This window comes from Curtobacterium sp. 320 (genome assembly GCF_031455235.1).
In the GTDB taxonomy this organism is placed as follows: Bacteria; Actinomycetota; Actinomycetes; order Actinomycetales; family Microbacteriaceae; genus Curtobacterium.
Map to the genome: position 1 here is coordinate 135,978 of NZ_JAVDSI010000007.1, position 24,604 is coordinate 160,581.

The following is a 24,604-nucleotide window of genomic DNA, read 5'->3' on the forward strand; positions in this document are numbered from 1 at the left end:
CCGTGCCTGCCACCCGCGCAACCGTCACCCGTCGACCCCGACGCCGACGCGGCCCCGGGGCTCCTCGCGTGGTGCTCTACACACTGCTGACCATCGGCGCGGTGATCTCGATCTTCCCGCTGTACTGGCTGTTCGTGATGGCGAGTAACACGACGAGTGACATCTACAAGTCACCGCCCGTCTTCGTTCCGGGTCCGTGGCTGTTCCAGAACATCGGCGAGGTCTTCGACAAGATCAACTTCGGCGGCGCGCTGCTCAACACGGTCATCGTCTCGGTGAGCGTCACGGTGCTCGTGCTCTTCTTCGACTCGCTCGCCGCCTTCACCTTCGCGAAGTTCGACTTCCCGCTGCGGAGGACCCTCTTCACGATCGTGCTCGTGACGTTCATGCTTCCGATGCAGCTGTCGATCATCCCGCAGTTCATCACCATGACAAACCTCGGCTGGGTGGGGCACCTGCAGGCGCTCATCGTCCCGGCGGCGGCGAACGCCTTCGGCATCTTCTGGCTGCGGCAGTACATCCTTTCGAGCGTTCCCGACGAGCTGATGGATGCCGCCGTGATCGACGGCGCCGGGTTCTTCCGGCAGTGGTGGACGGTCTGCATCCCGCTCATCCGACCGGGCCTGGGATTCCTCGGCATCTTCACGTTCATCGGCTCATGGAACGACTACCTCTGGCCCCTCATCGTTCTGAACGACCCGAACCACCTGACGCTGCAGGTGGCGATGGCGCAGCTGAACACGACGTTCGCGAACAACTACAGCATGGTCATGGCCGGCGCCCTGCTGTCCGTTCTGCCGCTGCTCGTGGTGTTCCTCATCGGCGCGCGGCAGTTCATCGGGGACATCGCGAAGGGCGCGATCAAGTGACGGCTCCCGGAGCCGTCGGACCGATCGGCACGACCGCTCCGGGGTCCGACTCGCGATTACCACCGCGCGCCCGACTCCGTTCGGACGCCAAGACACTGTCGCTGGACGGTACGTGGCGCTTCCGGCTGCACGACCGAGTACCGCGGGATGAGGTCGACGGCGTCCCTCCGTTCGCGGCCACCCCGGCCGGAGTGGCCGACGTAACCGAGCCCGATTGGTCTGACCTCCCCGTCCCCTCGCACTGGGTCCTCCACGGTCACGGCGCGCCCGCCTATACGAACATCCGCTACCCCTTCCCGGTCGATCCACCCCACGTGCCCGACCGCAACCCGACGGGCGACCACGTCCGGACCGTGGACCTGCCGGACTGGTGGCCCGCCGGAGGCCGAACGCTGCTCCGGCTGGACGGGGCCGAGTCCCTCGCACGGGTCTGGGTGAACGGCCGGGCGGTCGGGTGGTCGACGGGCAGCCGTCTCACGACCGAGTACGACGTGACTGAGCACCTGCGGCCCGGTGCGAACACGGTGGCGATCCGCGTGCACCAGTGGTCGCAGGGGAGCTACCTCGAGGACCAGGACCAGTGGTGGCTGCCCGGTGTGTTCCGCTCCGTCACCCTCGAACACCGCCCGGACGGCGGCCTCGATGACGTCTTCGTCACCGCCGACCGCGACCCGGCGAGCGGCCGTGGCACCCTTGTCGTCGAGACGGTCACCACCGCGACACAGGTCACGGTCCGTCTGCCCGAGACCGGCCTGGAGGCACAGGTCACTCCCGGCACGCCTGCCCGGGTCGACGTCGGGACGGTGGACGCGTGGTCCGCCGAGGAGCCGCGGCTCTACGACGTCGCTGTCGCCACAGACGCCGAGACGGTGCGACTCCGCGTCGGGTTCCGCCGGGTCGAGGTCGTCGACGACCGGCTACTCGTCAACGGCGTGCCGCTCGTGTTTCACGGCGTCAACCGGCACGAGACCCATCCGGACCGTGGCCGGGTGTTCGACGAGGTCACCCTTCGCGCCGACCTGTCGCTCATGAAGCGGCACGGTGTGCAAGCGATCCGGACCGCGCACCAGCCGCCGCACCCGCGCTTCCTCGAACTGGCCGACGAGTACGGCTTCTGGGTCGTGCTCGAATGCGACCTCGAGACACACGGCTTCTGGGAGGTCGGCTGGTCGGGCAACCCGTCGGACGACCCCGCCTGGCGAGACGCGTACCTCGACCGGGTCCGCCGGACCGTCGAACGCGACAAGAACCACCCGTCGGTCGTGGTCTGGTCCCTCGGCAACGAGTCCGGTACAGGGCGCAACCTCGCCGCGATGGCCGACTGGATCCGCCGCCGCGACCCGTCCCGACCGATCCACTACGAGGGCGACACCGAGGGTGCGTACACCGACCTGTACTCGCGCATGTACCCGACGCTCGAGGAGATCGACTCGGTCTGCGGTGACCTCGCCATGCCCGTGCACGAGGTCGGTCCGGCAGCCGGTGCCCGGCAACGCGCGAAGCCGTTCGTCCTGTGCGAGTACGGCCACGCCATGGGTAACGGTCCCGGCTCGCTCGCCGACTACCAGGACCGCTTCGAACGCTGGTCGCGGCTGCACGGCGGGTTCGTGTGGGAGTGGCGAGACCACGGCATCCTGACCACCACCGCTGACGGGTCCACGTACTTCGGGTACGGCGGCGACTTCGGCGAGCCGGTGCACGACGGTGTCTTCGTGATGGACGGGCTTGTCCTGTCCGACGGCACGCCGAGCCCGGCACTGGCCGACCTCGGCGCGCTTTGGGCACCGGTCCGCTTCACTCGCACGGGGTCGTCGCTCATCGTCCACTCGCAGCGGGCGCATGCCGACACGGCGGACCTGGCCGTGTCGTGGGAGCTTCGCGTCGATGGACGGGTGGTCGACGGCGGAGCGCTGGACGTGCCTCCCGTCCGCCCGGGGCGCGACGTCATCGTCGCGTTGCCGAGCGACGCGGTCGCGCCGCGCAGGGGCCGGGAGGCGCACCTCACGCTCCGGGCTTCCCTCCGGCGGGACACCGTCTGGGCGCCGCGTGGTCAGGTTGTGGCCGAGGTCCAGACCCCTGTCGAGGTCGTGCCGTTGACGCCGTCGGCGCGCCTGTCCGGCACGCTGCCGACCGCGGCGGTCTTCGGCGAGGACGGGGCGTTGCGGTCGTGGTTCGGCATCGACGTCGCCGTCCTGGTGCCCGAGCTCTGGCGCGCACCGACCGAGAACGACCGGGCGTGCGGCCAGGGCTCCTACGAGACGACGTCGCCGGAGCTCAGCGCTGGCCGGGGTGACGAGTCCGTGCCGCCCTCAGCCGACCGGTGGCGGGAGCGGGGACTCGACCGGCTGACGCACCGTGTGACGGCGGTGGAGAACGAGGGCGGGGTGCTCGTGCAGCGCTTGCGGTCGATGCCGGCCGGCACGGGGTCCGGCATCGACTCGGAGTTCCGCTGGTCGGGTGACGGCGACGACCTGCGGCTGCGCTGGAGCGCCGTGCCCGTCGGGCCGTGGGACTGCACCTGGCCGCGGATCGGCCTGCACCTGGACCTGCCGGACGACCTCGGTGACGCGGTCGAGTGGTGGGGGACCGGCCCGCACGAGTCCTATCCGGACGCTGCCAACGGCGTCGTCATCGGCCGGTTCGCGTCCTCCGTCGACGCCCTCGGCGTCCGGTACGCACGGCCGCAGGAGACCGGGCACCGTCCTGGCCTCCGGGAGCTGCGCATCGGACGGCTTTGTATCGACGCCCAGCGCGGTGCCGGTGCGGACCTGCCCGGGTTCCAGCTCGCCCGGCACACGGCGCAGCAGTGGGACCGGGCGGAGCACCCGCACGAGCTTGCTCCGTCCGATCGCCTGCACCTGTACCTCGACGCCGCGCAGCACGGGCTCGGCTCGCGGGCGTGCGGACCGGACGTGCTACCGCGGTTCGCGCTGTGGCCGCGGCAGGTCGCGCTCGAGATGGTGTTCCGCTCGTCGTCGTGAGCGCGGGGCCCGGCGCAGGACCGGGGCGCGGGGTGTCAGCGACAGCCGAAACGGAGCACCACTGGCGCTGAAGACCCCGTCGACGGGATGCGGACCTGCACGCCGTCCTCCGCAGCCGTCGCGTCGAGCCTTGGCCCACCGTCCGCCCGCAGTACGTGGACATCATCGAGCCGGACCCGGTCGGGAGTGACGTCGAGCTTGACGTCGATCGCGGCGCCCGCCGTGTCGACGATCGCGTACCGGGACCCGTCCTCGCCATCCTGGGTCCAGCGCACCCACGGCGTGGAGCCGCGGCGGGCGACCTCGGTAGGCACCGGCCCGGCGCCGATCACCGCGCGCCGGTTGTGCACCATCCAGGCCGCCAATCCTTCGAGGCACGCCCGTTGCGGAGCCGGTATCCGCCCGGCGGCGTCCGGGCCGACGTTGAGCAGGAAGTTACCGCCGCGGGACACGACGTCTGCGAGGTGCCGGACCGCGCCGGGGCCGTCGATCGCCAGGTCCAGGTCGTCCTCGAGCTGGTTGTACCCAAACGAGAGGCCGATCCCGCGGCAGTTCTCCCACGGCTCGCCGCCCTCGAGGTCTGTGCCCGCCTGGTACTCGCTCGTGCGGAAGTCCCAGTGCGTCGTGCCCCACCGGTCGTTGACGACGCCCTCCGGGTTCGTCGCGTAGAAGTGCTCGAGGACGTGAGCGAAGCTGTCCGGACCGTCGGGCTTCCCAGCATCGGGCCAGTCGATGTCCCCCCACAGCACGTCGGGACGGTACCGGTCGATCAGGTCGTGGACGTGGGCGTTCGCGTACCGGGTGTACTCGACCCCGAGCGGGCGTGCACCGGAGTCGTCGTCGGCGTCCCAGATCAGCCCGGTGTCCGCCGCGTGCCAGTCGAGGCCTCCGGAGTAGTACACGCCGAACCGCAGCCCCGCCGCCCGGGTCGACCGTTCGAACTCGCGCACGAGGTCGCGTCGCGGGCCGCGGTGCACGGTGTTGCGGTTCCCGGTCTCTGGCGCGTCCCAGAGCGCGATGCCGTCGTGGTGTTTCGTGGTCGGGACGACGTAGCCGGCGCCGGCGCGCGCGAACAGGTCGATCATCGCCGCAGGGTCGAACGCCTCAGCGCGCCACTTGTCGAGGAAAGCATCGTACGGGGCGCCGCCCCACACGTCTCGCTGGTGGGCGGCGGCGGGCGAGCCGGGGATCCGGATCGTGTTCATGTACCACTCCGCGTACGGGTTCCGGAGGAACCAGTCGTCGTGCGCGGTGCCGTGCTCGCCGAGCGGGATCGCCCACGCCGGTACCGAGTACGCACCCCAGTGCACGAAGATGCCGAACCTGGCTGCGGGGAACCACCCTGGCACGGGCCGGATGAACTGCTCATAGAGCGCAGGACGACGCGCGGAAGGGTCGAACATGGCCATGGACGTTGCTCCTGAGTCAGGTGCGGCGCAGCACGACTTTGGGGCCACTGATGGGCTGCCCAAGCGGCTTCGAGTTTGTGCTGACAAGCCTAGGAGGGTGCCGAGGGGCCCGTCCAGAGCCCGCCGCGGATCGGCGCACTTGAGGGGAGAGATCGGCCCTCGAGGAGTACGACCGTTAATCTCGGACGCGACCACCTGGGTCTGAGAGTCCATTAAGCCCATCGCGGAACTAAGCCTGTGAACTGGGGTTTTCCTTTCGTCCCCGAAAGGGGGCCACCGAGTCGATCTCAGCTTCCTCTTATGCTCCGAGAACTGACAGCAACCGTGCTGTCGCTTGGCTCAGGGGGTCTCGTGCGCACGTTGTTGCACGCTCCGCGCTCGAGGAGGCGCAGCATCGCTGCCGCCACACTCGGAGCGCTCGCACTGATCGGTTCACTGCTGGTGGCAACGCCGGCGTCCGCGTTGAACGACACCGGTACCGGTGGTGTGTTCGTCCCGGCCACGGGCCGGATCATGGACACGAAGAACAACATCGGCGGGTACTCGACGCCGATGCCCGCAAAGACGTGGCGCACCGTCAAGGTCGCCGGCCTTGCTGGTCTGCCGGACGACGGCTCGGTCGGTGCGGTATCGGTCGTTGCGACCGTGGCGGACATCTCCGGGCAAGGGCAGCTGTTTGGCCGTCCGGATGCGGACACGAAGTACACGCTGATGGGGATCTACGGCGGCGAGCAGCAGCAGAACACGTCGTTCTCGTCCGTCCTCGCCGTCGGGGCCGACGGCACCATCCAGGTGTACGCGGAGACCAGCGCGCGGCTGATCCTCGACGTGCAGGGCTACTACACCGCGAACACGGACGGCACCGCCCCCGGTGGGTTCGTGCCGTTGAACGGCAAGCGCGTCGCGGACACCCGCTCCGGGACCGGGTTCCCGCAGGCGCAGCTCACCACCGGCAAGAGCGCCGTGCTGCAGGTCACCGGTACCGCCGGTGTGCCGGCGGGTGCGTCTGCGGTGATCGTGAACCTGGTTGCGATGAACGCGACGTCGAACGTGGGGTTCCTGACGCCGTACCCGACGGGTGCGGCGCGTCCGGCGAACTCGTTCAACTACGCCGGCGGCACCATCACGACGATGCAGGCGCAGGTGCAGCTGTCCGCTGATGGCAAGATCACGGTCTACAACGCCAACAGCACCATGGACCTCGCCATCGATGTGCAGGGCTACTTCACCGCCACCGGGGGCTCCGGTGCGGTGTTCACGCCGGGCTCGGGCCGCATCTTCGACACCCGGGCGACTGGGAACACGATTCTCGCTGGGAACGAGACCCGCGCAGTCGACGTCGCCGGACAGGTCGGCGTCCCCGTCATGGGCTCGGGCATCAACTCTGTCGTCCTGACCCTGACCGCCAGCGCTGCGAACGGTTCCGGGTGGGGTCGCGTCTGGGCCAACGGCACCAGCGAGCCCGACACTGCTTCCCTCCGCTACGACAACGGCACGATCCGCAGCAACACGATCACCGTCCCCGTCGGCGCGAACGGGAAGATCAGCCTCCACAACATCGGCAACGGGGCAACGAACTTCATCATCGACGTGCAGGGCTGGTACGCAAACCCGCAAGCGCCGACTATCTCGTGCCCGAGCCCATATCTCGCGGGCAGCTGGGCAACAGCGGTTCCATCTGCTGACATCATGTGCACTGTCGTGACACCCACGGAATCGAGCAGCGGCCAACAGCTCGCCGTCACCCTCGACGGGGATCTTGACAGTCTCAATGACCTGTCCGAAAGCGGCACGACGACGACCTCCGTTGCCGTCCCGGCGCACGGGGGTGTCCACACGATTTCGGTAGAGGTTGATACCGCAAGTGGCGCCTTTATTGCAGCGAATATCTACTCCTTTGGCCTCGGTGATTGGTCGTTGAAGTCGCTGACTCCGACTCCCGCTGACGGGGCGGAGACCAATACAGACGGGTCGCTTTCAGTCGCTCCTGCCGACGACACATTCGGCCCTGACGCTCAGTTCCACTACGTCATCACAAGCGACGCCGACGGTAGCAATTTGGTGGCCGACAGCGACTGGGTCGCGGGTGATTTCCCGATCCCAGCGACTGCATTGGCGCCAGGGCACACCTACTTCTGGTCTGTGTCGGTGCGTGGCACAAGCGGAGGCTCCACGACTGTCAAGACCGTCACATCGCCGACATGGTCGTTCGTAGCGAGCACGGCACCGACCGCTGCTATTTCCTGCCCCTCTCCGTATCAGGACGGTAGCTGGCAATACGACGCCCTCGATGCGCCCGTGACGTGCACGGTTACGGCGCCGCCGGCGTACACGGACGCGGCAAATCTTTCCGTTGCTCTCGACGGAAACGATGTCGGCAGCCAACCTCTCAGTCTTGGAGATCCCACGCAAATGACTGTGACAATCCCGGCGGGGGCTGCGGCGCACTCGATCATTGCCACGACGTCAATTGATGCGACAAACGCTAGCACCGACGCAACCTTTGCTTTCGGCTCGGGACTGTGGTCGAACGCGGACTACGTACCGTCGATCAAGGATGGAGAGGCTTCTGCGGATATCGCGCCCACACTTTTTGTCGACACCGACGGTGCTCCGTTCAGTGATGACGTCGAACTTCAATACACAGTCAGTGCTAATAAGGACGGAAGCGGTGTCGTCGTCCAGTCGGACTGGTCATCCCACCCGTTGTCTGTCGAGTCAGGAACCCTCACAACGGGGCGCACATATTTCTGGCACGCTGAGGCAAGAGGGCCACTGAACGATGGCTCGACTATCGCAGACGTGACCACTCCAACTTGGTCATTCACCGCAACCACAGACTCGGATCTGATTACAGGCGCCACGACTCAGGACACTACAAACTCCTCGCAAACCGAGTCGACGCAGGCGTCTGCAGCATCTAGCTGTCCGTCATGGCTTTTCATTGGCGTGCGTGGCACAAATGAGAAAGCTGGCTCCGGAAAATCCAGGTGGGGCCACGGATGGACATCCGGAGGGTACGGCGAGATGGAGCAGGTTGCCCGAAAGCTCAGGAACGATGTTCGCGCCACTGTAGAGTCCCTGAACTACCCTGCCAGTTGGAGCGGGTCTGTTGGTCCGGTGTACTGGAATAGCGAAGCAAAGGGGCAAGCAAATCTCATTTCCGAGGTTAACGCCGTAGCGAAAAGCTGCTCTTCCACGAAGATTTGGATTGGCGGACATTCCCAAGGGGCTCAAGTGGTCGAGGATACCCTCGCGAGTAGGAAATTCTCCAAGACAGCGCAAGCTAATTTCCGGGGTGGCGTGCTCGCAGGCAATCCCACGTACAGGTGGGGTGAGTACGTGGACGCACCGGGCAATGGCGGCCTCAACGGGAAGCTTTACCCGTGGCACCATAGCGTTGACTTCCTCAAGGCCAAGAACAATAAGGGAAAGAAGGTAACGCAAGTTCGATCTTACTGTTTCCCGAATGACCTCTTCTGTCAAACACTCGGCACGTCGCTGCCCGTCCACAATTCGTATAAGAATGAGCCTACTCCTAGTAATGAAGAGAAGTGGTTGAGGCAGTTTGCATGAACACATTAACCAACGACGATCGTAAACGACCGAGCTTGCGCGCCGATTTAGTTATGATTTGGGTATTCTTCATCATAAGTTTGTTCGCGGCAATCATTGGGGCTGGTTATGTGTTCGATTCGAACCTGACTGCCTACGCGCTTTGTGCGGAGAGGCAAAATGTCCCATGTTCCGGTGTGGGGTGGTACGGCAGCATGGCTCTATCTCTTGCAATCGGATTTGGGGCGGTGGCGGGTGGATTGCTCCTCGGTGTGCGTCGGCACCGAACTGGTCGTCGTGGTGCGCTATTCGTCCTTGGCTCAGTCGTTGTCGTTGTTTTGGTCACCTTAATAGCTGTTGTCTTTCTCAAGGTTGCATTGCCCCAACACTGAGCGGCCTGGAAGTGGGTGGCTGCGCGAGGTTCAGGATGTCTTTTCAAGAGCGTTTGCGATTTTGAATGTTCCGACGATCCTGCCGCTGCTACTTGGGCCGGCGGACCTAGTGCAGATCCAGGAGTAGCGATCCTCTGTTCGGTGCCACGAAAGGCACTTCGACACGGGCCATGTGTGCAGAGCTCCTCACCTTCGTGGAGGGTGGGGAGCTCTGCGGGGCGGTGCGGGCAGTGCGCAGGCGACGACTGTTGTGTGGCTGACGCAGTGCGGGTGCTGGAAGTCCAGCACCGCAAGAGCGTGCTGGCCAGCATCGCTGCGTTCGACCAAAAGAAATCCGCAACGAGCGGTGTGACTGGCACTTAACCGCAATGTCCCGTTAGTGGCCGTTCTGGCCATCCGACTTACATCCCTACGGTTGCGAGACGTTTCGTAGGTGCCGGGATCGCGTACCCGAGTTCCGCGAGATTCCATGGGCGGCGAGTCTCGTAACTATGTGTCGCAAGTATCAGCCAGAATCGCTGTCATGAAGGTTGGTTGCGAGACAGGCGCAGCGTCGTGGCGAAGCTGATCGGGGCCAACAAAACCGACCCGCGATGCTCGCTGACACCAGGACAATTGTTGGACTCGTCGCTGCTCCTACACGAGACTCGAGGCCATTGACACGCTGAGGCGGCTGGCGCGTTCCTGTACAATGCAGCGGCTCACTGCAGCGTGATCACGGAAACTGTTTTGCTGGAGCTGTTGGCCACATATGCCTTGCTCCCGTCTGGGGTGATAGTGATGCCCGCGGGTCCCTGCCCAACCGCAACAGTGCTGGTCACTGTAGGATGTGCCGGTAGGCGGCGTTCTTGGCATCCGCTGCGGGCAATGCATTCGTTGTCCATCGGCCATGGTCTGCGCGCGCGTCGACCTGGACGATGACTCGGAAAGGGTTCGCGGCCCTTTCGACGCCGTGTTCGGTGTGCTCCTCCGCGTCGCGCCGGCAACACTCATTGAGTCCGCGATCGTGCGTGACAGCTCAGCACTGGTGCGGCATCCTCGTCACACTTCGGGGCGTGCCGGGCATTCCTCCTGTGACGGCGGAGATCCCGCGGTCATCAGACGGATTGGGTCGTCGTGGGCAAGCGCAGTGTTGATCAGGTCCTGTCGGGCAGCAGCCCGACCTTTGTTCCATCAGTCGCGACGGGTGCTGCGGGCCCACGGCCCCCAGTCTTCGTGAAGGTGCCCGCGCCGCCGGGGGAAGAGGACCCGAACCGACAACTTCGTCATGGACCCGGCGGAGGTCGATGCGAGGAGACACCCAACGCAGATTGCCGAGAATCGTTGCTCCCTCGGAGGAGACAGGTGTTCCGCCAACAACACGGAGAGACACCCCCGTTTCCCGACAGATCGGCTGGTGCTCGGGCGCCGCGGCGGCGGCGCGCGGAGCCGCCCCGCGGTGCGGGGTGCTTGCGCACAACGGAAGGCATCGCGAACCACGGGGACCCGCGGTTCGCGGTGCCTTCCGTCGTGCGCCGGTCAGGCACGTCGGACGCCCGGGCCGCTCGCATGTGCGGGCCGTACGGTGGGACCACGCGGTCTCCGGCCGCTGGAGCAGCGCACGACCGGCCACTTCTGATCACCGAATCTGGAGTGACCCCTTGGGTGTCGACCGCGAACGACGACTGCTCGACACGATCATCGAACTGGTCGGCGGTGCCACCGGTCCACGGGACCTGGCGGGCCGCCTGCAGCTCCTCGTGGACGAGTCGGCGGCGTTGTTCGACGTCCAGGCCGCCGGGCTGATGCTGTTCGGGTCGGACGACCGGTTGCACATCGCCGCTTCGGTGGGGCACCACAGCGGACTGCTCGAACTCCTGCAGCTCGAGGTCGGCGACGGACCCTGCCTCGAAGCCGCTCGGACGGGGACCGTCGTCTCGATCCCTGACGTCCTGGCCGCCGAGTCTCGATGGCCGCACTTCTCCCGGGCCGCTGCGGACGCCGGGTACCGCGCCGTCCACTCGATTCCACTGCGGCTCCGGGCGACGGTCATCGGGTCGCTCAACCTGTTCGGCGAGTCCACGGGCGCGTTCAACGAGGACGACCTCGTCGCCGCGCGGGCCCTGGCGGACATCGCCGCGATCTCGGTCGTGCAGCAGCGGACCATCGACGACGCCGTGACGACACAGGCGCAGCTGCAGGCGGCCCTCGAGAGCCGGACGGTCATCGAGCAGGCGAAGGGGTGGCTCGCCAACCGGAACGGCGTGGACCCCGCGACCGCGTTCTCGCTGCTGCGTGACCACGCACGCCGGAACCGGCTCCCGGTCACCGAGGTCGCGCTGGCCGTCCTCGCCGGTCGGACCGTCCTCGGTCAGCCGACGGAGCCGCCGGACCCGCCGGACCCGCCGGACCCGACGGACCCGCCGGGCCCCCGCACCCGCCGGCGCGGGTAGCGTCCGCGGCGCCCGACGTCACCGGACCATGTGGTCGATCGTCCGCATCGCCGTCGCGAAGATCGTCAGTACCGGGTTCACCCCGCCGTTCGTGACGTGCACCGACCCGTCGGCGACGCGCAGGTTGTCGTGTCCCCACACCCGGCCGAACGGATCGACGACCGACGTGCGCGGGTCGTCGCCCATGCGGAGGGTCCCGGCCTGGTGCTGGCCACCACTCGTCCCGGTCAGTTCCCCGTGCATCTCGGCGACCCGCGTCGCACCCGCGGCCCGGAGCCAGTCCCCGCTCCGCGCACTGGTGTGGTCTCGGGCACGGGTGTCCTCAGGGTGCGGGCCACCGCTGAACCGGGCGACGGGGACGCCCCACCGGTCGGTGACGGCGGGGTCGACGCGGACGCGGGAGTCGGCGGACGTGACCTCCTGGATCGGCCCCATCAGCCGCATGCTCCGGCGGGCGAGGTCGCGCATCCCGTGCTTGCTGTCGATGCCCGCACGGGGGACGAGCCCGAAGCCGGTGAGGTACGCGTAGGTGTTCGAGGGCGTCGCGACGAACTCGTCCGCGATGATCCCGCCGCCGATCTGCCCGGGGACGCCGTGTCGGAAGTCGGTCGTGGCGATGGACGGCCCGGGCCCGAGGCCGTCCTCGACGACGTCGTCGAAGATGCCCATCGCGCCGCCGTACCGGTGCCCCTGCAGGTGCCGTCCGACCTGGTCCTGGCCGTTGCCGAGCCCGTTCGGCTCCTGCTCGCTGCGGCTGTTGAGGAGGAGCCGGGCGGACTCCACCGCGCCCGCCGCGACGACGACCTCCGCCGCGTCGACGTCCGAACGCCAGTCCACGCCGTCGACCGTCCCGACGAGCGTCACCCCGACGACGCGGCCGGACCGGTCCGTCCGGATGCGCGCGGCCCGGGTCTCGAGGAGGACGGACGCGTTGCCGGTGGCGAAGGCCCGGGGGAGCATCGTGTTCTGGCTGCCGTTCTTCGCGTCGACGGGGCAGGCGAACCCGACGCACATCCCGCACTGCTCGCACGCTCCCCGCCCGAGGAAGGGGACCGAGTTGACGAGCAGCGGGACGTGCACCGTCGACCAGCCGAGCTCGGTCGCGGCCCGCGCCAGCCGCTCCCGCGCGGGTCCCGCCGCCACGGCCGGCATCGGCAGCGCCCGTGTGCGGGGACCGGCCCAGGGACCGTCGCCGTCGCCGCTCACGCCGAGCTCCCACTCCGCCCGCTCGTACCAGGGCTCGAGGTCCGCGTAGCCGATCGGCCAGTCCGCCAGGGCACTGCCGTCCGGTACGCCGTGGTCGGTGGCCATGGTGAAGTCCCTCGGGGCGAACCGCCACGCCTGCGCGCCGTAGACCCTCGTGCCACCGCCCACCGTGAAGGCGTTGTTGTGCCAGTCCCAGTCGGACGGCCGGGCGACCCGGTCTCCCTCCTGCGAGGCGATCACGCGGGGGTTGCCGAGGTCGACGGGACCCGATCGCGGTGCGAGCCCCCACGTCGACCGGGGATTGCGGATGTGGTCCTGCGCGAGGTCGGCGGTGCCAGGCCAGGACCCGGCCTCGACCACGAGGACCCGGCGCCCGGACTCGGCGAGCCCGCACGCCGCGACACCCCCGCCGGCGCCCGAACCGATGACGATCGCGTCGTACCGCTCGGCCAACTCGGACGGGCGCACCACCACCGGCTGCGCCGTGGGTACCGGTACCGGGACACTCCACCCCGCCGGCGGCCCGGGCTGCCAGCCGACCATGTCCCACGAGCGTTCGCCGGCGTTGCCGCCGTTGCCCGCGTCGGCGTAGTAGCCGGCGGCGACGATCCCTGCGAACCACGCCCAGTCGGGGTCGTCGTCCTGGTCGTGGCCGTCCACGACCGCACGGAGCCGGTCGAGCCAGTCCGGACGCTCGTCGAGGACCGACGCCAGGAACTCGAGCCCGCCGGCCTCGGACGCCGACGGGTACTCGTCGGCGGGCACGACCCGGTCGACGAGGGACTGCAGTCGGACGCGGTTGCGGCGGAGGAACACCTGCTGCGTCGAATCACCGCGACCGGTCGTCCGGGGTGCGTCACTGCCCATGTTCGCAACGCTAGACCGACAAGGTCACCCTGTCAGGACATCCCTCCCGACCGCCATCGGTCGTAGCGTCGGACGCAGCGGGCGCACGACCACCCGCCGAGAGAGGACGAACCCATGCCGCAGGAGATCCTGCCGAAGCAGCCCACCGCCAAGAACCCGCCGGAGCAGTTCGCCGGCGACGTGTGGGTCGACCCGATCGTCACCCCGCAGGACGGCGACCAGCGCGCGACGCTCGCGCTCGTGAAGTTCGCCCCCGGTGCCCGCACCGCCTGGCACTCCCACGCCCGCGGCCAGTTCCTCCGCGTCACCCAGGGCGTGGCGCGCTTCGGGACCCGCGACGGGAAGATCGTGACCGCGCGTCCCGGCGACACCGTCTACGTCTCACCGGGCGAGGAGCACTTCCACGCCTCCGCCGAGGGCACCTTCATGGAGCACCTCGCGATGCTCGAGAGCGCCGACGACCCGTCGACCACGACCACGTGGCTCGAGCACGTCTCCGACGACGACCTCGCGGGCCGGTGACCCGATGACGAACTGGGACGAGGACACCATCGCCGCGATCGCCGCGAGCGACGACCTCCACGTCAGCCCGTTCCGGGGGGACGGCACGACGTACGGCACGCCGACGTGGATCTGGTCCGTGGTCGTCGGCGGCGGGCTGTACGCCCGCGCCTACAACGGTCGACGCTCCCGGTGGTTCCGCGCCGCTGTCGAGCAGGGTGCCGGCAGGATCCGCGCCGCCGGGGCCGAGCACGAGGTCGCCTTCGAGGCCGTCGGCCCCGACCTGAACAGCCGCATCGACGCCGCCTACGAGGCGAAGTACGCCGGCAGCCCGTACCTGCCCCCGATGCTGCAGGACGGACCGACCTCGGCGACCGTCCGGATCAGTCCCCGTCCATGAGCACGAACCGCGACGACGTCAGGGACTTCCTCGTCAGCCGGCGCGCCCGCGTCCGCCCCGAGCAGGTCGGCCTGCCCGCAGGAGCGAACCGGCGGGTCGCGGGCCTCCGCCGCGGCGAGGTGGCGATGCTCGCCGACGTGAGCGTCGAGTACTACTCCCGACTCGAGCGCGGCAGTCTCTCCGGGGTGTCCGAGGGCGTCCTGCACGCGATCGCCGGTGCGCTGCTCCTCGACGACGCCGAACGCGACCACCTGTTCGACCTCGCCCGAGCCGCGAACGCCTCGCCGGTGCGGGCCGCCCGCCGCCGGTCCACGACGCCGAAGACGCTGCGCCCCGGCCTGCAGTACGCGCTCGACGCCTTCACGGGGGGACCGGCGTTCATCCGCAACGACCGCCTCGACGTGCTCGGCGCGAACGCGCTCGGACGGGCACTCTACGCCGACCTCTTCCGGAAGGCCGAGCGCCCGAACCTCGCCCGCGCAGCGTTCCTCGACCGCGAGTGGTCGGACGCGTTCTACCCGGACTGGGACCTCGCCGCCGACCAGAGCGTGGCGATCCTCCGCGCAGCCGCGGGGCACGACCCGCACGACCGGGAGCTGCAGGACCTCGTCGGCGAGCTCTCCACGCGCAGCCCCGAGTTCCGGACGAAGTGGGGCGCGCACGACGTCCGCCGGCACGGCACCGGCGAGAAGCACTTCGTGCACCCGGTCGTCGGCGCACTCGACCTGCTGTTCGAGGGCTCCCGCCTGATGAGCGACCCGGCGCTGAGCTTCCTGCTCTACACGGCCGAACCGGGCTCGCCGACGTCGGATGCGCTCCGCCTGCTCGGATCCCTCGACGCCACCGAGCGCCGGGACGCGGCGCACGCCGCCGACCCCGCTGCGGCGGACGGACGCGCGTGACGACGGCTCGCTGACACCGGGTCGCGACGCGACCACCCAGCGGACGGGAGGCGCGGTGCCAGCCGGCACCGCGCCTCCCGTCCGTCACTGGTCGCCTCCCGCCCGACCGGACCGACCGTCACGTGGTGCGGATGCGGGTGGCCGCGACCGCGGCGACGAGGATGACGGCTCCCGCGACGACGAAGCTGACCTGGGTGCCGGTCACGAAGTGCGCCCGGTCGGCGAGGAGGGCGCCGAACACGGCGATGGCCACCGCGCCGCCGACCTGGCGGAAGGTGTTGAAGACGGCGCTCGCGGTCCCCGAGCGTTCCGGGGGGACGCTGGCGAGGACGACGGACGTCGCCGGCGGCATCGCGACCGATCCGCCCGCGCCGGTCAGGACCGCGCAGACGGCGACGGCGACCCACGAGTCGAACGGTGCGGACACGATCACCACGACGAGGCCCAGGACCATCGTGGTGAGTCCGGCGACGACCGGGACGCGGGCGCCGAAGCGGTTGGCGAGGGTGCCGCTGACGACGTTGCCGACGATGCTGCACGCCGCAGACGGCAGGAACACGAGTCCGGCGAGCAGCGGCGACAGCCCGAGGTGCTGCTGCAGGTACAGGCTCAGCACGAAGACGCTGCCGAAGTTGCCGACCATGAACGCGAACCCGACTCCGAGCGCGATCCGCATGCCGCTCGACCGGAACAGGTCGAGCGGCATCATCGGGGAGCGACCCCGGGCCTGGACGACGAGGAACCCGACGAGCGATGCAGCGGCGGCCACGAGTGCGGCGACGACGTACCCGGTGCCGAAGCCGTGCGCGCCGCCCTCGATGAGGCCGAAGACGAGTCCGGCGAGGGTGAGCAGCGCCAGAACCTGACCCACGGGGTCGAACCGGCTCGGGTGACGGGGCGAGGGCGCCACCCGCAGCAGCATGCCGAGCATGACCGAGCAGACCGGGAGGTTGATCGCGAACACGAGCCGCCAGTCGACCGTGGTCAGGGCGCCGCCGAGGACCGGCCCGACCGCTCCGGCCACCGCGCCGCCGACCGCCCAGATGCCGAGGGCGTGGGCGCGTTCGCGGGCGTCCGGGAACCCCTCGCGGACGAGCGCCATCGACGCCGGCAGCATGACCGCTGCCGCAGCGCCCTGGACGGCGCGCGCTCCGATCAGGGTGCCGAGCGTCGGAGCGATCGCGCAGGCGACCGAGGCGACCAGGAACCCGGCGATGCCCCACCCGATGGCACGCTTCGCACCGATGCGGTCGGACAGGTTGCCGGCGAACAGCAGCAGGGACGCGAAGAGCAGCGTGTACGAGTCGATGACCCACTGCAGGCCCGAGGTGCTGCCGCCGAGCTCCCGGCCGATCGTCGTCAGCGTGACGTTCACGATCAGGATGTCGAGCGTGATGAGGAAGAACCCGAGGGAGGCCAGGAGGAGCGCGACACGGGGCGCCGAGGTGGTCACGGTTCGATGGTCGCGCGCCGGGCGGCCGGGTGGGATGCCCTGAGCGGGTACTCCGGGTGGCGGTGACGCACCAGTGCATTAGTATCTGCGTGTGCACGTAGACAAGCAACTATGCGGACTCGATCCGGAGTCGGAGTACGTCGAGCTCGCGGTCGAGGTGTTCGCGATGCTCGCGGACGCGACCCGGGTGAAGATCATCCTCGCGCTGCGGAGCGCCGAGGAGATGTCCGTGAACCACCTGGCGGACGTCGTGGACAAGACTCCGGCAGCGGTCTCGCAACACCTCGCGAAGCTGCGGCTCGCCCGGATGGTCTCGACGCGGCGCGAGGGCACGACGGTGTTCTACCGGCTCACGGACGAGCACGCGTCCGAGCTCGTCATCGACGCGGTCAAGCAGGCGGAACACGTGGTCGGCGCGCCACCGCACCACCGCGGGGAGCCGGGACGGGCATGAGCGGCCACGACCACACGCACCCGCACGACCACGGGCACGACCACTCGCATCCGCACGGTGGGGTGCGGAGCTTCCTCCAGCACCTCTTCGTCCCGCACACGCACGACAGCGCCGACTCGATCGACGACGCGATGGAAGCCAGTGCCGCCGGCGTCCGCGCGCTCAAGACCAGCCTGTTCGTCCTGCTCGCCACGACGGTCCTGCAGGCCGTGATCGTCGCGTTCACCGGCTCGATCGCCCTGCTCGCTGACACCATCCACAACTTCGCGGACGCGCTGACCGCCGTGCCGCTGTGGATCGCGTTCGTCCTCGGCCGCCGCCTCGCGACCCGCCGGATGACCTACGGGTACGGTCGCGCCGAGGACCTCGCCGGTATGTTCATCGTCTTCGTCGTCGCGCTCTCCGCCGTCGTCGCGGGGTGGCAGGCGATCGACCGGTTCGTCCACCCGCGGCCGGTGGAGGCGCCCTGGCTGCTCGTCGCCGCCGGGCTCATCGGGTTCGCCGGCAACGAGATCGTGGCGATCTACCGCATCCGCGTCGGTCAGCGCATCAGTTCGGCGGCGCTCGTGGCCGACGGCGTGCACGCCCGGCTCGACGGCTTCACGTCGCTGTCGGTGGTCCTCGGTGCTACCGGCGTGATGCTCGGCTTCCCGCTCGCCGATCCGATCATCGGTCTCCTCATCTCGATCTCGATCCTGCTGCTGCTCTGGGGAACGGTGCGGTCGATCGGGGCGCGGCTCATGGACGCGGTCGATCCCGCGCTGGTCGCCCGGGCGGAACACGCGCTCGAGCACGCCGACGGGGTGCTCGCCGTCCGTGACGTCCGGCTCCGCTGGACCGGGCACCGGCTCACGGGATCCGCGACGGTCGAGGTCGCGGCCGCCGACCTGCACGCCGCCACGCACCTCGCGGAGCACGCCGAGGAGCACCTCCGCGACGCGATGCGCAACCTCGACCGGTTCACGGTGACCCCCGCGGTGGCCACCAGCATCGGCGACCACACGCACTGACCGGCACACGTTCGGACGGGAGGCGCGGTGCGGGCCCGCACCGCGCCTCCCGTCCGACGCGGGGTGGCGCCTACCCCTTCCAGACGGACTCTGCTCCGGCGTGGCCGATGACGACGACCTCGACGATCGAGACGACGGCGACCACCGCGAGCAGCACCGGCCCGATGATCCCGACGGCCCGCACCACGCCGCTGTTCGTCACCCGGGCGGTCCCGAACCGGTGCCAGCCCCACCAGAGCGTCAGGAGCGCGAACACCGCGATCGACCACGGGAGCATCCCGTCGGCGAGCTCGGTGTGCCGTTCGAGCAACGCGGTCTCCTGCTCGTGGTGCTCCAGCCACTCGCCGGAGGACGTCGCGAGCGGGACGGACACCAGCGCGACGAGCCCGATGATCGGCGCTCCGACCGCGAGCCACCGTCGTGCTCTCGGCCACACGGCGACGGCGATCGCGGTCAGGGCCGCGACCGGGACCGCGACAGAGGTGAGGTGGACGAAGAGGGGGTGGAGCGGTAACCCGCCGAACTGCCAGTCCATGTCGGCCTTCCACATCGTGCGCCGATCGGCGCCGGCACTGTGGCTCCAGCCAAGCGGTTCCGGGCGCCGGCATCGTTCGAAACCTCACACGAACGGAAGCGCCCGGACCTGGTTCGCTGGGGGCATGACCAGCACGGCGACGTTCGTCTTCGAATCGCTCCTCGGGACGAGCGGGGTGGTGTGACGTGGCGAACATCCTGGTGGTCGAGGACGATCCCGAGATGGGCGCACTCGTCGAACGCGGGCTCGTCGGCGAGGGGCACGCCGTGACGGTCGTGTCCGACGGGGTCGCCGCGCTCGTCCAGGCGCGGGCGCAGTTGTTCGACGCGGCCGCGATCGACGTCATGCTCCCGGAGATGTCCGGGTTCGAGGTCTGCCGTCGGCTGCGCGAGATGGGCGAGGACTTCCCGGTCGTGCTCGTCACGGCGCGCGACGCGGTGGACGACCGGGTCTTCGGGCTCGACTCCGGAGCCGACGACTACCTCACGAAGCCGTTCGCGATCGCCGAGCTCAACGCCCGCATCCGAGCCCACCTGCGCCGTCGCGCGGCGGGGACCGCGACGGTCGTCGAGGCCGGCTCGGTCCGACTCGACACCGTCGCCGTCCGCGCCGCCGTGCGCGGGCGTGACCTGCCGCTGAGCGTCAAGGAGTTCTCGCTGCTGCGGTTCCTCATCCAGGGCTCGCCGGCACCGCGGACCCGCGCCGAGGTCCTCGAGGAGGTCTGGGGGAGCGCCGAGCACTTCGACCCGACGATCGTCGACCAGTACGTCAGCTACGTCCGCAAGAAGCTCCAGGCGGCGGACGCCGACGTCGCGATCCGCACCGTGCGCGGCGTCGGCTACGCGCTCGAGGTCGTGCCGACGGCATGAGGGTCCTCCGCCGCCTCTCGATCAGCGCGCGCATCACGCTCGGCAGCCTCGTCGTGGGCGCCGTGGTCCTCTCCGGGATCGCGGTCGTGCTGCACGTGCAGATCGAGCGGGCGACGATCGCGACCGACGAGTCCCTCGCCGCCGGGGACGCCGCGCCGTTCGTCTCCGACCTCCGTCACAACCCGGACGAGGCGCCGGACCGCCCCGCCGAGGACGTCCTGGTCGGGATCCGGACCGCTTCCGGTACGTGGCTCGTGGACTCGCTGCCGCGCGACGTCCGGGCATCACTGCCGTCCGGTGTCCCCGAGGACGAGGTCACGCTCCGTCTCCACACCGGGCACCGGCTCGTCACCGTCGTCGGAGTGCCGGTCGCGAGCGACACCGGTTCCGCCGTCGTCTGGGCTGCGCACGACGGCAGGGCCGGGCAGGAGACCGTCGCCCGCGTGGACCGTTCGCTCGTCGTCGGGACCGTCCTGGCCCTCCTCGCCTTCGCCGCGACCGCGTGGCTGCTGTCGACCCTCGCGCTCCGGCCGGTGGCGCGCATGCGTCGGACCGCCGAGGAACTCAGCGCGGGGACCGCGGGCGGACACCTGCCGGTCGGACCGTCGGACGACGAGCTCGCCGCTCTCGCCCGGACGCTCAACGCATTCATCGACCGGCAGCGCGAGAACGCCGAGCGGGAGCGGCGGATGGTGTCCGACGCCAGTCACGAACTCCGGACACCGCTCGCCGCCCTGACCGCTCGGCTCGAGCTCGCACACCGCTCGTCGGGCGATGCGGAGGCGCTCGAACGGGAGCTGCGCGCTGCCGAGGGCGACGCCGCACGGCTCGTGGCACTCGCGAACACGATGCTCGAGCTCAGCCGGCTCGACGAGTCCGGTCCTGCACCGTCGACCCCGGCGGCCGCGCTCGTGACGGAGCTGATGGGCTCGATCGACCGCGCGCGAGCACTCGGCGGTGCCGTCGATCGGGACATCGACTTCACGGCGGCACTCGACGCTCCCGACGAGCGGTACGCCCTCGAGCCCGCCGCGTTCGCCCGGATCGTGGACAACCTGGTCGCGAACGCGATCGCCGCCGGGGACGACGGCGGCGTGATCCGGGTGACGCTCGCCCAGGACGCCTCGCACGCGCTCGAACTCACCGTCGTCGACGACGGTCACGGTGTCCCCGAGGACTTCCTGCCCCAGGCCTTCGAGCGGTTCGCCCGGGCGGACAGTGCGCGGCGTGCGGTGCTCGGTGGCAGCGGACTCGGTCTGGCGCTCGTCCGTGGGATCGCCGAGCGCGCCGGCGGGTCGGCGTCGCTCCGGAACGGCGAGCGCCCCGATCACCGCGGCGCGGTCGCGACCGTCCGGCTGCCGGCGGCCTGACGCCGATCCGACGCCGCCGTCGATCACTCGAAGTCTCGAACGAAGCGCACGTCCCGTTCCGGGTTCCTCCATAGCTCCGATGCCGATGCTGTGAGCCACCCGATCACACGCTGGAGAGGAACGAGCCGATGATCGACACCGCTCGCCCCACCCGCCCGACGCCGAGACACTCCGGCGACGGCGCCGTCCGTGGCACGCTGCCACCGGCCGAGTCCCTCGAGGTCGCGGCCCGTCGCCGCCGCCGAGCCGGACGCCGCCGCAACGCCGTCACCGACCTGCTCGGGATCCTCGCCTGGGTCTCGGCAGCGGTGGCCGTCATGCTCTGGCTCGTGTCGCCCGAATCGCACACGGTCGTCGGCATCGGCGGCTGGCTCACCGACGCCGGGATCGTCGCCGGCCTCGTCGCGACCGACCTCGTGCTCGTCATGCTCGTGCTCGCCGCGCGCGTGCCGCTCATCGACCGGACCTTCGGCCAGGACAACGCCATCGCGGTGCACCGGTCGCTCGGGAAGCCCGTGCTGTACCTGCTGCTCGCGCACGGAGCGCTCCTGACCCTGGGGTACGGCGCTTCGGCGGGCACCGGGCCGATCGCCGAGACGATCGCGCTCTTCTCCACGCCGGACATGCCGCTGGCCTACCTCGGACTCGGACTCTTCGTCGCCGTGGTGGTGTCCTCGCTCGTCGCGGTCCGCCGTCGCCTGCCGTACGAGGCCTGGCACGTCATCCATCTCCTCAGCTACGCCGCGGTGCTCGTCGCGCTGCCGCACATGCTCAGCGTCGGCAGCGTCCTCGCGCAGGGCACGTGGCAGCGGGTCTACTGGATCGCGCTCTACGTCCTCGCCCTCAGCCTGATCGCCCTGTACCGGTTCGCCCTGCCCCTCGTCGTGACGCTCCGCCACCGCATCCGTGTCGTCGGCGTCGAGCCCATCGCACCGGGCGTCGTGTCGATCCACCTCGCCGGACGGGACCTCGACCGCCTCGGGACCGAGGGCGGGCAGTACGGGGTGTGGCGCTTCTGGACCGCCCGCACCTGGTGGCACGCCCACCCGGTGTCGTTCTCCGCCGTCCCCGGCCGCGATCGTGCCCGGATCACGGTGCGCGACCTCGGCGCCGGCTCCGCGCGACTCGGCCGGATCACCCCGGGTGCGTTCGTCTCGCTCGAGGGCCCCTACGGCCTGTTCACCAGCCGGGCTCGGACCGCTCCGTACCTCGCGCTCGTCGCCTCCGGCATCGGCATCACCCCCGTGCGGTCGCTGCTCGAGGACACCGACCTCCGTCCGGGTGAGGCCACCGTGCTGCTGCGCGGGACCGACGCCGACCAGCAGTACCTGTGGCACGAGACTGCCGACCTCGCCGAGGTGACGGGAAGCCGGCTCTACACGATGGTGGGCCACCGGTCCCGCTCCCGCGAGAGCTGGATGACCGAGGAGGACGTCCGGCGCGGGGTCTCCCTCCGGTCCGTGTTCCCGAACCTGCTCCAGTCCGACCTGTACGTCTGCGGGCCGCGTGCCTGGTCCGACCTGGTCGTCCGCGAAGCACGGCTCGCGGGCGTCCCCGAGCACCAGATCCACCAGGAACGGTTCGAGTCATGAGAGCACGCGTCATCGCCGGCGGGGTCGTCTCGTCCATCGCGGTCCTGGTCGTCGGGTGGCAGCTCGGCGGCCAGCCTGCGGTCACCGCACCGGCACAGCAGAGCACGACGTCGGGTTCCGGCACCACGGGCAGCAGCACCGGCACCGGCACCACCGGCGGGTCCTCCGCCACCGGCACCTTCACCGGCGACACGACGCAGACCCGGTACGGCCCGGTGCAGGTCCAGATCACCGTCGCGAAGGGGACGATCACCGACGTCACCGCGCTGCAGCTGACGAACAGCGACGGGCGGTCGGTGCAGATCAGTCAGCAGGCGGCCCCGATCCTCCGCCAGGAGGCGCTGCAGGCGCAGTCCGCGCAGATCCAGTCCGTCAGCGGCGCGACCTTCACCAGTGAGGGCTACACGACGTCCCTCCAGTCCGCGATCGACAAGGCCGGGCTGTGAGGGGCGTCACCACCTTCGAGACGATGGGCACCGTCGTGAGCCTCCGGGGTGCCACCCCGGAGGCCGCATCCGAGGTGCGCGCCGTCTTCGCCGGCTACGACCACCGCTACAGCCTGTACGACCCGTCGTCGGTCCTCAGCCGCGTCGCCGACGGTTCGGTCCGGCTCGCGGACACCCCGTCCGAGGTGCGGGACGTGTACGCGCTCGCGCTCGACTGGCGGGAGCGCACCGGGGGAGCGTTCACCCCGCACCGCCCGGACGGCGTGATCGACCTCTCCGGCGTCGTGAAGGCGCTCGCGATCCGCGACGCCGGAGCCGTCCTCGACGCTGCGAGCGGCGGCGGCGACTGGATGGTCAACGCCGGCGGCGACGTGCTCGTCCGCGGACACCATAGCGGCGACGACCCCTGGAGCGTCGGCGTCGTCGACCCGGCCCACCGGGACACCGTCGTCGGCGTCGTCCGGCTGAAGGCACCTCGTCGTGCGGTCGCCACCTCCGGCACCGCCGAGCGCGGCGAGCACATCTGGCGCCGGGCGACCCCGACGTTCGTCCAGGCGACGGTCATCGCCGACGACATCGTCACGGCGGACGTCCTCGCGACCGCGGTCGTCGCCGGCGACGAGGACGACCTGCGCCGACTCACGAGCGACGCGGGCGTGGACGTGCTCGCGTTCGCCGCCGACGGGACGGTCTGGGCCACCCCCGGCGCGTCCACGTTCGTCCGCTCGGTGGCGAACCCGTCACCGGCGTGACGGCGCGCGGCGTACCGTCTGGCGCACCACATCACCGACCACGCACCGGGAGAACGCATGAGCTCACGCACCACGACCGCTTCCGTCACCGCCAAGACCCTGCTCCGCATCGCCCTCGGCGCCGTCCTCGTGTCGCACGGCTCCCAGAAGCTCTTCGGCGCGTTCGGCGGCGGCGGCATCGATGGAACCGCCCAGGGCATGCACCAGATGGGCTTCCGACCCGGCCGCCGCAACGCCGTCCTGGCCGGGATCGGCGAGGCCGGCTCCGGTGCCGCCCTCGCGCTCGGCCTGGCCACCCCGATCGCCGGTGCGGGCGCCGCGACGACCATGGGTGTCGCCTCGAGCGTGCACACCCCGAACGGCTTCTTCAACGCCGACGGCGGGTTCGAGTTCCCGGCGTTCCTCGGCTTCTCGGCGGCGATGTTCGCCCTCGGTGGGCCCGGTCCGGTGTCCCTCGACCACGCGTCCGGCCACGTCTTCGACCGTCCGTGGCTGCGGGGACTCGCCCTCGCGGCGGTCCCGGTGGCGATCGCGGTCCAGGTCGCGCAGCGTCGGAAGGCGCTCGCCTCGGAACCGGCGGCTGCCGACGAGTCGTAGGACGTGACGGAC

At 69.9% G+C, this 24,604-nt stretch carries 20 protein-coding genes; 16 read left to right on the top strand and 4 right to left on the bottom strand.

All coding sequences use genetic code 11. The features are described from left to right. Positions 1–68: 68 nt before the first annotated feature. Both J2X60_RS11345 and J2X60_RS11350 read left to right on the top strand, forming a co-directional pair. Complete coding sequence (locus J2X60_RS11345) at positions 69–869, top strand: carbohydrate ABC transporter permease (protein WP_309887524.1); 801 nt, start codon at positions 69–71, stop codon at positions 867–869. Then, entirely contained in the window at positions 866–3,850 is a 2,985-nt protein-coding gene (locus tag J2X60_RS11350) for a glycoside hydrolase family 2 TIM barrel-domain containing protein (protein WP_396127790.1), read from the top strand. Before J2X60_RS11345 ends, J2X60_RS11350 begins: the two co-directional genes overlap by 4 nt. Before the next feature lie 35 nt (positions 3,851–3,885). On the opposite strand, the gene J2X60_RS11355 is transcribed toward J2X60_RS11350, so the two are convergent. Further along, positions 3,886–5,259, bottom strand: coding sequence for an alpha-L-fucosidase (locus J2X60_RS11355; RefSeq protein WP_309887525.1), 1,374 nt, complete (start codon positions 5,257–5,259; stop codon positions 3,886–3,888). A 513-nt stretch (positions 5,260–5,772) separates the two neighbouring features. On the opposite strand from J2X60_RS11355, the gene J2X60_RS11360 reads away from it, so the two are divergent. The 3 genes from J2X60_RS11360 (at position 5,773) to J2X60_RS11370 (ending at position 11,638) form a co-directional block, all read left to right on the top strand. Continuing rightward, on the top strand, positions 5,773–8,835 hold the full coding sequence (locus tag J2X60_RS11360; protein WP_309887527.1) for a cutinase family protein: 3,063 nt from the start codon (positions 5,773–5,775) through the stop codon (positions 8,833–8,835). Beyond that, entirely contained in the window at positions 8,832–9,206 is a 375-nt protein-coding gene (locus tag J2X60_RS11365) for a hypothetical protein (RefSeq protein ID WP_309887529.1), read from the top strand. The genes J2X60_RS11360 and J2X60_RS11365 overlap by 4 nt, the downstream gene beginning before the upstream one ends. Positions 9,207–10,846: 1,640 nt before the next feature. Continuing rightward, positions 10,847–11,638, top strand: a complete 792-nt coding sequence (locus J2X60_RS11370; RefSeq protein ID WP_309887531.1) for a GAF and ANTAR domain-containing protein — start codon at positions 10,847–10,849, stop codon at positions 11,636–11,638. Positions 11,639–11,656: 18 nt separating this feature from the next. On the opposite strand, the gene J2X60_RS11375 is transcribed toward J2X60_RS11370, so the two are convergent. Then, complete coding sequence (locus J2X60_RS11375; protein ID WP_309887533.1) at positions 11,657–13,711, bottom strand: GMC family oxidoreductase; 2,055 nt, start codon at positions 13,709–13,711, stop codon at positions 11,657–11,659. A 114-nt stretch (positions 13,712–13,825) separates the two neighbouring features. On the opposite strand from J2X60_RS11375, the gene J2X60_RS11380 reads away from it, so the two are divergent. The 3 genes from J2X60_RS11380 to J2X60_RS11390 are packed head-to-tail and all read left to right on the top strand — an operon-like array spanning position 13,826 to position 15,514. Continuing rightward, the gene (locus J2X60_RS11380) at positions 13,826–14,233 is read left to right on the top strand and encodes a cupin domain-containing protein (RefSeq protein WP_309887535.1); all 408 of its coding nucleotides are present in this window, start codon (positions 13,826–13,828) and stop codon (positions 14,231–14,233) included. 4 nt (positions 14,234–14,237) lie between these two features. After that, a complete protein-coding gene (locus J2X60_RS11385) occupies positions 14,238–14,612 on the top strand; it encodes a DUF2255 family protein (protein WP_309887537.1) in 375 nt (124 codons plus the stop codon). Further along, the gene (locus tag J2X60_RS11390; RefSeq protein ID WP_309779481.1) at positions 14,609–15,514 is read left to right on the top strand and encodes a helix-turn-helix transcriptional regulator; all 906 of its coding nucleotides are present in this window, start codon (positions 14,609–14,611) and stop codon (positions 15,512–15,514) included. The genes J2X60_RS11385 and J2X60_RS11390 overlap by 4 nt, the downstream gene beginning before the upstream one ends. Positions 15,515–15,632: 118 nt before the next feature. Here J2X60_RS11390 and J2X60_RS11395 read toward each other — a convergent pair whose 3' ends face one another. After that, the gene (locus J2X60_RS11395) at positions 15,633–16,967 is read right to left on the bottom strand and encodes an MFS transporter (protein ID WP_309887539.1); all 1,335 of its coding nucleotides are present in this window, start codon (positions 16,965–16,967) and stop codon (positions 15,633–15,635) included. A gap of 91 nt (positions 16,968–17,058) precedes the next feature. Between J2X60_RS11395 and J2X60_RS11400 the strand changes: the two genes are divergently transcribed. Together J2X60_RS11400 and J2X60_RS11405 are read left to right on the top strand one after the other, a co-directional pair. Further along, positions 17,059–17,421 (top strand): metalloregulator ArsR/SmtB family transcription factor, encoded by a 363-nt coding sequence (locus J2X60_RS11400; RefSeq protein WP_309887541.1) that lies wholly within the window; start codon positions 17,059–17,061, stop codon positions 17,419–17,421. Continuing rightward, positions 17,418–18,431 carry a cation diffusion facilitator family transporter gene (locus J2X60_RS11405; RefSeq protein WP_309887544.1) on the top strand — a complete coding sequence of 338 codons (1,014 nt, stop codon included), beginning with the start codon at positions 17,418–17,420 and terminating at the stop codon, positions 18,429–18,431. Before J2X60_RS11400 ends, J2X60_RS11405 begins: the two co-directional genes overlap by 4 nt. A 70-nt stretch (positions 18,432–18,501) precedes the next feature. On the opposite strand, the gene J2X60_RS11410 is transcribed toward J2X60_RS11405, so the two are convergent. After that, the gene (locus J2X60_RS11410; RefSeq protein ID WP_309887546.1) at positions 18,502–18,966 is read right to left on the bottom strand and encodes a DUF2231 domain-containing protein; all 465 of its coding nucleotides are present in this window, start codon (positions 18,964–18,966) and stop codon (positions 18,502–18,504) included. A 185-nt stretch (positions 18,967–19,151) separates the two neighbouring features. On the opposite strand from J2X60_RS11410, the gene J2X60_RS11415 reads away from it, so the two are divergent. From J2X60_RS11415 to J2X60_RS11440, 6 genes are all read left to right on the top strand, one after another. Next, the gene (locus J2X60_RS11415) at positions 19,152–19,835 is read left to right on the top strand and encodes a response regulator transcription factor (protein WP_309887548.1); all 684 of its coding nucleotides are present in this window, start codon (positions 19,152–19,154) and stop codon (positions 19,833–19,835) included. Continuing rightward, entirely contained in the window at positions 19,832–21,205 is a 1,374-nt protein-coding gene (locus J2X60_RS11420; protein WP_309887551.1) for an ATP-binding protein, read from the top strand. The genes J2X60_RS11415 and J2X60_RS11420 overlap by 4 nt, the downstream gene beginning before the upstream one ends. A gap of 128 nt (positions 21,206–21,333) precedes the next feature. Further along, positions 21,334–22,797: a ferredoxin reductase family protein gene (locus J2X60_RS11425; RefSeq protein WP_309887553.1), complete on the top strand. Its 1,464-nt coding sequence runs from the start codon at positions 21,334–21,336 to the stop codon at positions 22,795–22,797. Then, the gene (locus tag J2X60_RS11430; RefSeq protein ID WP_309779492.1) at positions 22,794–23,243 is read left to right on the top strand and encodes an FMN-binding protein; all 450 of its coding nucleotides are present in this window, start codon (positions 22,794–22,796) and stop codon (positions 23,241–23,243) included. Before J2X60_RS11425 ends, J2X60_RS11430 begins: the two co-directional genes overlap by 4 nt. Further along, positions 23,240–23,995: an FAD:protein FMN transferase gene (locus J2X60_RS11435; RefSeq protein ID WP_309887555.1), complete on the top strand. Its 756-nt coding sequence runs from the start codon at positions 23,240–23,242 to the stop codon at positions 23,993–23,995. The genes J2X60_RS11430 and J2X60_RS11435 overlap by 4 nt, the downstream gene beginning before the upstream one ends. Before the next feature lie 57 nt (positions 23,996–24,052). Next, entirely contained in the window at positions 24,053–24,592 is a 540-nt protein-coding gene (locus tag J2X60_RS11440; RefSeq protein ID WP_261647243.1) for a DoxX family protein, read from the top strand. Positions 24,593–24,604: the final 12 nt, after the last annotated feature.

Bases quoted from the DNA above. Each gene is read 5' to 3' on its own strand.
- J2X60_RS11355 (WP_309887525.1), bottom strand. From the start codon at position 5,259: ATGGCCATGTTCGACCCTTCCGCGCGTCGTCCTGCGCTCTATGAGCAG.
- J2X60_RS11360 (WP_309887527.1), top strand. From the start codon at position 5,773: ATGGACACGAAGAACAACATCGGCGGGTACTCGACGCCGATGCCCGCA.
- J2X60_RS11365 (WP_309887529.1), top strand. From the start codon at position 8,832: ATGAACACATTAACCAACGACGATCGTAAACGACCGAGCTTGCGCGCC.
- J2X60_RS11375 (WP_309887533.1), bottom strand. From the start codon at position 13,711: ATGGGCAGTGACGCACCCCGGACGACCGGTCGCGGTGATTCGACGCAG.
- J2X60_RS11380 (WP_309887535.1), top strand. From the start codon at position 13,826: ATGCCGCAGGAGATCCTGCCGAAGCAGCCCACCGCCAAGAACCCGCCG.
- J2X60_RS11385 (WP_309887537.1), top strand. From the start codon at position 14,238: ATGACGAACTGGGACGAGGACACCATCGCCGCGATCGCCGCGAGCGAC.
- J2X60_RS11390 (WP_309779481.1), top strand. From the start codon at position 14,609: ATGAGCACGAACCGCGACGACGTCAGGGACTTCCTCGTCAGCCGGCGC.
- J2X60_RS11405 (WP_309887544.1), top strand. From the start codon at position 17,418: ATGAGCGGCCACGACCACACGCACCCGCACGACCACGGGCACGACCAC.
- J2X60_RS11410 (WP_309887546.1), bottom strand. From the start codon at position 18,966: ATGGACTGGCAGTTCGGCGGGTTACCGCTCCACCCCCTCTTCGTCCAC.
- J2X60_RS11420 (WP_309887551.1), top strand. From the start codon at position 19,832: ATGAGGGTCCTCCGCCGCCTCTCGATCAGCGCGCGCATCACGCTCGGC.
- J2X60_RS11425 (WP_309887553.1), top strand. From the start codon at position 21,334: ATGATCGACACCGCTCGCCCCACCCGCCCGACGCCGAGACACTCCGGC.
- J2X60_RS11430 (WP_309779492.1), top strand. From the start codon at position 22,794: ATGAGAGCACGCGTCATCGCCGGCGGGGTCGTCTCGTCCATCGCGGTC.
- J2X60_RS11440 (WP_261647243.1), top strand. From the start codon at position 24,053: ATGAGCTCACGCACCACGACCGCTTCCGTCACCGCCAAGACCCTGCTC.